Origin of the sequence: Salsuginibacillus halophilus (assembly GCF_003014715.1) — a bacterium.
Classification (GTDB): Bacteria; Bacillota; Bacilli; order Bacillales; family Marinococcaceae; genus Salsuginibacillus; species Salsuginibacillus halophilus.
In genome coordinates this window covers 43,818-53,001 of sequence record NZ_PYAV01000016.1, presented here as the reverse complement: position 1 = coordinate 53,001, position 9,184 = coordinate 43,818, and the positions used below count along the sequence as shown (strand labels likewise).

Here is a 9,184-nt window from a genome sequence, read left to right as displayed (position 1 = left end):
ATGGCGTATACAAAGGCACATTCAGCGTACACCATAACCAAAGAAGCACACTCGGTATCGTAAGATCAGGGAGAAAGCGAAGAGCCCGGAGAGAGTCCCGTTTTTTGAGAAAATTCAGCAGCAGATTACGATTATAAATGTGCCAATCTGTGGCATATAGTGTCCACTTTATTGACAGGAGTCCAGATCGTGCCTCGCTCACCTGAGATCGTGCCTCGCTCCCCTAAGATCGTGCTTCGCTCACCCGAGGTCGTGCTTCGCTCCCCTGAGGTCGTGCTTCGCTCCCCTGAGGTCGTGCTTCGCTCACCCGAGGTCGTGCTTCGCTCCCCTGAGATCGTGCCTCGCTTCGCCGAGGTCGTGCCTCGCCAGCCTGAGGTCGTGCCTCGCTTCGCCAATGCGCTGGGCAGCACACCAAAAAAAGCCTCCGGAATCATCTCCGGAGGCTTACAGGCGTTACAATCCGCACTTCAGCTGCGCACCGCAGCTTGTGCACGTGTTGCATCCGCCGATATCTTCAATGTGACCTGAGCGGCATACCGGGCATGTGTCCCCGACTTCACCGCCGACATTAACTGATGTGGAACGAACGTCTTGAATCGTATCAACGACGACTACTTTCTGTTCTTCTTCCTGCTCCTCTTCCGGTAGCAGCGAGCCCTGCTCTTGTTCAGGCTCTTCAGCAGACAGCGTAAGCACCTGAGCATCACGGCTGCCATCAACATACACTGTGCCACCTTTGGCACCGCCGCGGTACAAGCGCTCATATACATTTTGTACTTGTTCCACGGTGTACCCTTTCGGTGCGTTTACCGTTTTGGACAAGGAGCTGTCCACCCACTTCTGGATGACATTCTGCAGATCCGCGTGTGCTTCCGGCGGTAGATCCATCGCAGAAATAAACCAATCAGGAAGCGGTTCTCCTTCTTGTTCAGGGTGTTCATCATAATACTCCTGAACAATATCTGCGTTCACTTCAATAAACTTACCGAGCCGGCCGCTGCGGTAATATTTAAAGGAGAAATACGGCTCAAGCCCTGTGGAAACCCCGACCATTGTACCGGTGCTTCCTGTTGGTGCAACAGTTAACAAGTGTGAGTTGCGGATGCCGTAAGCAAGGACGCCGTCTTTAATGTCCTGCGGCATTTTCTGCATGTAGCCGGTAGCGATAAACGCTTCACGCAGCTGCTTCGTTTCTGCTTCTGTTTCACCAACGAGAAATGGAAAGCTCCCTTTTTCTTTCGCAAGTTCAATACTCGTCCGGTACGCTGTTGTCGCAATCGTTTCAAAAATTTCATCGACTAAGGCGTTTCCTTCTTCAGAACCGTACTTTGTCTGGGCGTAAATGAGCAGGTCATGCAGCCCCATGACGCCAAGACCGATCCGGCGTTCGCCTTTCGCCTGCTTTGTGTTTTCTTCTAAGAAATACGGGGTGGCATCAATCACGTTATCCTGCATTCGAACCCCGGTTGCTACAGTTTCTTTCAACTGCGCAAAGTCGACTTGCTTCGCTTCTTTGTCAGCCATGTGTGCCAAATTAACCGCAGCTAAGTTACATACGCTGTACGGCGCCAGGGGTTGTTCTCCGCACGGATTCGTCGCTACAACTTTCTGGCCGTACGCCTGGGCATTCGTTTGTTCGTTGGCGTTGTCGATAAAGAAGATGCCCGGCTCTGCAGAGTATGTGGCACAGATATTGATTAACTGCCATAAATCTGTCGCTTGAATGCTGCGGTACGTTTTTACGCCGAAACCTTCATCCGCCCATTCGCGAACATCGCCAATTTCCTGCCAGCGCTCGTTGTAAGCTTTCATTTCTTCTGAAGAGTAGTTTTCTACATCCGGAAAACGGAGTTCATAAACTTCATTGTTTTCCACAGCGTCCATGAATTCTTTCGTAAGACAGACAGAAATATTCGCACCTGATAGAAATTCAGGGTTGTGTACCGCATACGTGCCGCCGTCGCGCAGCTTCGTTTCAGCTTCTTCAATGACTTTGTCATCAAAACCGCCGCGGCCCGGCATTGTTTTATAATTAAGAATGCTCATGTACATCGATTCTTCCACCGTTGTGAGCGGTGTGAATTTCAGTTTCTCTTGAATTAAGCCTTGAATTTCTTCATCCTCGATGTGCTCAAGTAAATACCGGAGAATACGAGGATTCTGCATTTTTGAAATAATAAACTCTAAAACATCTGGGTGCCAGTCAGCCAGCATAATCATCTGGGCACCGCGGCGTGAACCGCCTTGTTCAACGAGGTGGGTAAGCTTAGCGATATCATCAAGCCAGGAAACACTGCCGGAAGATTTGCCGTTCACCCCGCGGGCAAGTGCATTGCGTGGACGCAAGGTGCTGCCATTTGTCCCAACACCACCACCGCGGCTCATAATTTCCATCACCTGCTTACGGTGTTCAGAAATCCCTTCGCGAGAATCTTCCATAAATGGCATTACGTAACAGTTGAAATACGTTACATCCGTTTCTGCCCCTGCGCCGTACAATACGCGTCCGGCCGGGACAAAGTTCATGTTAACAAGCTGTTTATAAAACTGTTGAAACGCTTCTTCACGCTGTTCAGGTGTTGCCTCTACCGAAGCAAGGCCTGTAGCGTTACGCTTAGCGATCTGCTCATAGTAAATCTCAAGCGGCTTTTCAACAACATCTAGTGAACGGCGGACGATCCCGGTTTCTGCTTCCGTTTCGTCAGTCAGTACACCTTTAAAATCGTCATCAACGCGAATATCCGCCCGGTTCTCATCAACATCAACCGCGGTAATAAAGCCGTACCCACGGGCCGGAAACTTCGGGTCGTCTTTCACCGTTAAGACAACAAAATCTCCTTCAGTGAGCGTCTTTTTCTCTGTGTCTTTGAACGTGTAACGGTCGAGCATCACGAGCCGGGAAACACCGCTTTGGGTCGTGTTCATATTCGGTGTGATCGGGTGTACCTGGGGGAACTTCGCAATATCTTCATTCAGCTTTTCAACATTAATGGCTGTTTGTGTCATTGCCGTCGCCATAACGCTTACCTCCTCGAAAATCAACATCAGCAACCGGCGGTACCGGCTGCTTTTAATACGCCAGACTACAACTTTTTAAGTCCGGGCTTGCACTGTCTTTCAACTACTTGTGATTTGAAAAATCCAATTGATATGATACTTCATCTTTTACCAAAATCAAAGCAACTTCTTCTACATTCAACATATCACAACAGCTTCAAACAATTCAATATATAGTGTGTTGTTTTCACAATTCCCTACTATATATTGTCCTGAAACCGAAAAATAAGCGGTTTGCCTGTTGACAAACCTAAAACGCACCTCTGGCGGTTATTGCAGAGCTTTCTTGTGTACAAACCACCGTTCATCCTATAACATAAAGATATCTAAATGAAGGAGGCTGTCTTATGCGCTATGTACTTTTCCATGAAAGTATTATGACAGAACAAGATGTACAGTTGCCACTTTATGATCGCGGCTATTTTTTCGGTGACGGCATTTATGAAGTCGTCCGCGTTTATCAAGGCAAAATTTTTGCATTAACCCCGCATTTAAACCGACTTAAGCGAAGCATGCAGGAAATGGACATGCCTATGCCTTACGAAGCAGAAACACTCGCCAAGCGCATGCAGGAGATCGTCGATGCCAACGATTTAACGAACGGCTACATATACGTACAGATCACCCGCGGCGCTGAAGAACGCAGCCACGTTTACAGCCAAGAATTGACCCCTGTGGTTACAGGCTTTGCTCAGGAAGCAGAAGTCCCGGTCGTACTGCAGCAGGAAGGGATCACCGCCTGGGTGGCTGATGATATCCGCTGGCTGCGCTGTGATATTAAAACGATTAACCTGCTCGGCAATATTTTCAAGAAGAAAGAAGCCCAGGATGCCGGTGCTCAAGAAGCGATAATGCACCGCGACGGCACCGTTACCGAAGGTGCTTCTTCCAACGTATTTATCGTTCAGAACGGAACGCTCTTCACCCATCCGGCCAATCATTTTATTTTAAACGGCATTACCCGTCAATATGTGATCAACGAAGCAGAAAAAGCCGGGATTCCTGTCCGCGAGGAAGCTTTCAGCCTTGAGGAGCTTGCCGCGAGTGATGAAATTTTTATGACGAACACTTCGTTTGAAGTGACCCCGGTTACAACACTAAGAGGTGACCTCACAGCAAATGTTCCGGCAGGAGAAATCACCCGCACCCTCCAGCGGGCCTTTGACGCCGCTGTAGAGCATGAAACCGGAGCCAAGTAGTGTTACCGCCGGTACGTCCAGGCTTCACTGCCATAACGCGAGGCAGCCAGGGCCTGGACTTCTTCTTCTTGTTCTTTCGTTAATTCGTACGGCACAAGCTCAACATCAAGCCCTTTTTGAAAGCCGTGGTAAAATGCCGGGCGGACATCTTTCATTGGTACGGTTTGACCGGCAAGCTCACGAAGCGAGACCGCTTTTGTTTTAAACGCATCCTGCATCCGGCGGCGCACCCGTTCACTTGGGTATTTAAATAAATCAAACAGCTGCTCTTCATCCACATCAAGAATAATGGAGCCGTGCTGTAAAATGACGCCTCGCTGCCGCGTTTGTGCACTGCCGGCAACTTTCCGTCCTTCAACGACAAGTTCATACCAGCTTGGTGCATCAAAGCACACGGCTGAACGCGGATTTTTTAAAGCTTCTTTTTCTTCTTCTGTACGCGGCACGGCAAACTCTGCTTGAAATCCGAGCTCACGAAACCCTTGCAGAATTCCTTCAGAAATGACACGGTACGCTTCTGTCACCGTTGCTGGCATCGCTGGATGTTCTTCACTAACAATCACACTATACGTTAACTCATCGTCGTGTAGCACGCCCCGTCCACCTGTCGGCCGGCGCACAAAGCCAAGGTTATGCTTAGACACGGCTTCTGTATCAATTTCTTTATCTACTTTTTGAAAATATCCGATGGAAAGCGTGGCCGGGTCCCAGTCATAAAACCTGACAACCGGCGGAATTCTCCCTTCGCTGTGCCATGATAACAACATTTCATCAAGTGCCATATTATAAGCCGGTGAACATGCTCCGGAATCAATAAAATACCATTGTTCTTTCGTCATAGCTTCCACGTTCCTTTCTGCAATGACTGCAGAAAGAAGTTTAGCAGACGACGAAAAAAAAAGAAAGTGAACGGATTTGTTTTGCATCACCCGGGCGTTTCCTTTTATAATAGCTATTGGACTTAGCGAATTTGTACAAAGGGGGAGACACTCCACATGGATATTTTTACACTCATTCTCTGGGGGCTGTTGATCGGTTTTATCGGTTTCATGCTTTACCGCCGATTGGCTACACCGAAATATTTAACTGAATTCACACCAAGTGAGTTCCGTGAAAACTACCGGAAAGCTCAAATTATTGACGTGCGCGAGCCGCGTGAATATAACGGCGGTCACATCTTAGGAGCGAGAAACATCCCGCTATCGCAGATGAAGCAGCGTTTAAATGAAATCCGCACCGACCAGCCTGTTTATCTTTACTGCCAGTCCGGCGCGCGCAGCCGCCAGGCAGCAAGACTATTGAAGAAAAAGCACGGTCACGAGGACTTGAACCACTTGAAAAAAGGCTTCAAGCGCTGGGACGGTAAAATTAAACAGAAAAAATGAGAAGGCGGCCCCGTCATAGAACCGGGGCCGCTTTAACTGTCTGCAATGTACAAAACTTAAAATTCACGCACAGATTACTGCTCCGAGCTTCAGGGGCTACGCATGAAGAGGACAAAAACCGAATCATGAACGTAACCTCACTTTCAGACAGACGCTTTTCCGAGGGCTTGGCTTAACCCTCTGGGAGTCGCGTCTTTTAGTTCGGTTACTTGTCAATTTACAGGTTAATCATTTCCAATGGATATGGTTCGCTTAATCGTTCATGAAGCATCATGATGAAATTGATTCATGTAAATATCGCTTGATCAAAAAAGATCTCTATAATTCATGACCAGCAAATGACGCAAGGCTGACGAGCATCGGCGACGCCACCAGGAACAGCGCGAGCCGAAAACCCCACAGGCAGTGACGTTCTGCCGAGGAAGTTGAGGCCGTGACGGGGGCTAAGAAGACACGGTGCGTTCAAGCGTTAGCGCAGGTCAAACCGATGTCGCACTTGTGCCTCCGGGTGCAAACGTCCGCCGAAAAGCGACGTCAGCCTTCGCTTTTTCAAGAGTTTGTCTACAAGATAAGCGGCCCCGTCATTGAATCGGGGCCGCCTTTTTTTGTGAAGCTAAGCTGGTCATGACGTCATTTTGCGGTGAGTGTCATGTCAGACAACTACGCTAGAAGCGTATTTTACATGCAAAGACAGCACGCTCGGCTTCTGCTTAAGACTTGGCTGTATCTTTTTCGAGGCTTGCTTGATATGTGAGCACTGGTTTCCGGGCGGCGGTTGTTTCATCCAGGCGCGCCACCGGCGTATGATGCGGCGCTTCCTGCACCGTTTCCGGCTCTTCTTCAGCTTCACGGGCAATCGCAATCATTGCTTCAGCAAACGCATCGAGCGTCTCTTTTGCTTCCGTTTCAGTCGGCTCCACCATCATGCACTCTTCCACATTGATCGGAAAATAAATGGTCGGTGGATGATACCCAAAATCAAGCAGCCGCTTCGCAATATCAAGCGTGCGTACGCCGAGCTTTTTCTGCCGGCGGCCGGAAATGACAAACTCGTGTTTACAGTACTGGCTGTACGGCGCATCATAATAAGGCGCAAGCCGCTTAAGCAAATAGTTCGCGTTTAACACCGCATTTTCTGACACCTGTTTTAACCCTTCTGCACCCATCGTCCGGATGTAACTGTAGGCGCGCACGTTAATCCCAAAGTTGCCGTAAAACGGCTTAATCCGGCCGATCGCTTTTGGACGGTCATAGTCCCACGTATATTTCTCACCATTATGCGTAAGCAGTGGATGCGGTAAATACGGCATTAAATCCGCTTTAACACCAACGGGACCGCTCCCCGGCCCACCGCCGCCGTGCGGGCCGGTAAACGTTTTATGCAAGTTTAAATGCACAACGTCAAAGCCCATATCTCCCGGCCGTGTCCAGCCGAGAATAGCGTTGGAGTTTGCACCGTCATAATACAGCTTACCCCCTGCTTCGTGAATAATGTTTGCCATTTCCACAATATCTTCTTCAAACAAGCCGAGCGTATTTGGATTCGTCAACATAAGCGCCGCTGTATCTTCACCGGTCACTTCACGCAGATGATCTAAATCTACAAGGCCGCGCTCATCCGTTTTCACCGTCACTGCATCAAAGCCGGCAACAACGGCGGACGCCGGGTTCGTGCCGTGAGCGGAATCCGGTACAACAACTTTCGTCCGGTGCGTATCCCCGTTCGCTTCATGATACGCCCGGATGAGCATCAATCCGGTCCACTCCCCTTGCGCTCCTGCAGCAGACTGCAAAGTGACATGGTCCATCCCGGTAATTTCAGCAAGCGAAGCTTCAAGCTCATACATCAGCTGCATAGCGCCTTGCACATCTGCTTCCGGCTGATACGGGTGAATGTTTGTGAAACCATCAAGCCGGGCAACATCTTCATTAATTTTCGGGTTGTATTTCATCGTGCACGAACCGAGCGGATAAAACCCGGAGTCAACTCCGTAGTTGCGGGTGGAAAGCTCTGTATAATGGCGCATCACCTGCAGTTCAGACACTTCTGGAAGCTCAGGCGGCGCTTCGCGGATCATATCCTGCGGCAAAAGCTCCTCAAGCGGTGCTTCGTCAACATCTAACGCCGGAAGGACCGCTCCGCGCCGACCCGGCTCGCTTTCTTCAAAAATGAGGGACATTTCCGGCTGTCTCATTTTGCCACCTCCACTAGTGCTTCTGTAAATTCATCAATCTCTGCTTTCGTCCGCTGTTCGGTAACACAAATCAACATTTGCTGACGGCGGTTGGTATCCACTCTGCCAAGGTCAAACCCGGCAATAATGCCGCGGTCTCGGAGACGATCTACAACGACATCTGCCGGCACGCCGAGTTCCACGACAAACTCATGAAAATGCGGGCCGTTATTTTGACAAGTAAAACCTGCGCCTTCAAGCGCTTTTTTAGCGTAGTGCGCTTTCTGCAGGCTCTGCTCACCCATTTCTTTTACCCCGTGCTTTCCAAGAGCGGTCATGGCGACAGAAGAAGCGAGCGCATTCAGGGCTTGGTTGGAGCAAATATTCGACGTTGCTTTATCGCGGCGGATATGTTGTTCCCGCGCCTGCAGCGTCAAGACGAAGCCGCGCTTGCCGTCTTCATCCACCGTTTCACCAACTAAACGGCCCGGCACTTTGCGCATTAACTTTTTCGTCGTTGCAAAGTAACCACAATGCGGCCCGCCGTACTGCGCCGGAATCCCAAACGGCTGTGTATCACCGACAACAATATCTGCACCAAAGTGCCCCGGTGGTGTGAGTACACCGAGTGTGACCGGGTTGCTTTTTACAACGAGCATCGCTCCATGTTCATCACAAATGCGGCGCAAAGCTTTTAAATCTTCAAGTGAGCCGAAAAAGTTTGGATACTGCACAACAACACATGCGGCTTCTTCATCTAACGCCTCACTTAAAGCTTCTACGTCTGTCACTGTGCCGCGCGCTGCCACTTGTTCAACTTCACAGCCCGGGCCTTTCACGTGGGTTGTGAGCACATCGCGCGCTTCAGGGTGAACCGTTTCAGAAAGATAAATTTTATGCTTTCCTTTTTTGGACTGGGTGCTTGCCATCACAGCTGCTTCAGCGAGTGCGGTATGACCGTCGTACATGGAAGAATTGGCAAGTTCCATCCCGGTTAGCTCTGCAATCATTGATTGAAACTCAAAAATGGCCTGCAGCTCCCCTTGCGACATTTCCGGCTGATAAGGGGTGTAGGCGGTATAAAACTCAGAACGAGAAATCACGTGGTTCACAACACTCGGGATGTAGTGATCATAGACGCCTGCGCCTAAAAACGAAGGTTGTTCACTCGTTGTGACATTTTGTTTTGCAAGCTGCATAAACGTACGCTTTAACTCCGGTTCTGTTAAAGCCTTCGGAAGGTCAAGCGGCCGCTTTAAGCGTACGTCTTCTGGCACATCGTGAAATAAATCCTCAATTGACGCTGCTCCAACAGTTTCAAGCATGTCACGTTGGTCTTGATCAGTCATCGGTAAATAACGATACATAT

The 9,184-nt window shown here is 49.5% G+C and carries 6 protein-coding genes; 2 read left to right on the top strand and 4 right to left on the bottom strand.

The annotated features are described in order from the left end of the window. Positions 1-453: 453 nt before the first annotated feature. Entirely contained in the window at positions 454-3,018 is a 2,565-nt protein-coding gene (locus B0H94_RS13590) for a vitamin B12-dependent ribonucleotide reductase (protein WP_106589810.1), read from the bottom strand. A gap of 386 nt (positions 3,019-3,404) precedes the next feature. Between B0H94_RS13590 and dat the strand changes: the two genes are divergently transcribed. Further along, positions 3,405-4,256, top strand: a complete 852-nt coding sequence (gene dat / locus B0H94_RS13585; protein WP_106589809.1) for a D-amino-acid transaminase — start codon at positions 3,405-3,407, stop codon at positions 4,254-4,256. Between the two features lie 2 nt (positions 4,257-4,258). Here the strand turns inward: dat and B0H94_RS13580 are convergent, their stop codons facing one another. Beyond that, the gene (locus B0H94_RS13580) at positions 4,259-5,095 is read right to left on the bottom strand and encodes a lipoate--protein ligase family protein (protein ID WP_106589812.1); all 837 of its coding nucleotides are present in this window, start codon (positions 5,093-5,095) and stop codon (positions 4,259-4,261) included. 156 nt (positions 5,096-5,251) lie between these two features. Here B0H94_RS13580 and B0H94_RS13575 point away from each other — a divergent pair, with 156 nt between their 5' ends. Continuing rightward, positions 5,252-5,641, top strand: coding sequence for a rhodanese-like domain-containing protein (locus B0H94_RS13575; RefSeq protein WP_106589808.1), 390 nt, complete (start codon positions 5,252-5,254; stop codon positions 5,639-5,641). A gap of 710 nt (positions 5,642-6,351) precedes the next feature. Here B0H94_RS13575 and gcvPB read toward each other — a convergent pair. Next, complete coding sequence (gene gcvPB, locus B0H94_RS13570; RefSeq protein ID WP_106589807.1) at positions 6,352-7,836, bottom strand: aminomethyl-transferring glycine dehydrogenase subunit GcvPB; 1,485 nt, start codon at positions 7,834-7,836, stop codon at positions 6,352-6,354. Further along, on the bottom strand, positions 7,833-9,182 hold the full coding sequence (gene gcvPA / locus B0H94_RS13565; RefSeq protein ID WP_106589806.1) for an aminomethyl-transferring glycine dehydrogenase subunit GcvPA: 1,350 nt from the start codon (positions 9,180-9,182) through the stop codon (positions 7,833-7,835). Before gcvPA ends, gcvPB begins: the two co-directional genes overlap by 4 nt. Positions 9,183-9,184: the final 2 nt, after the last annotated feature.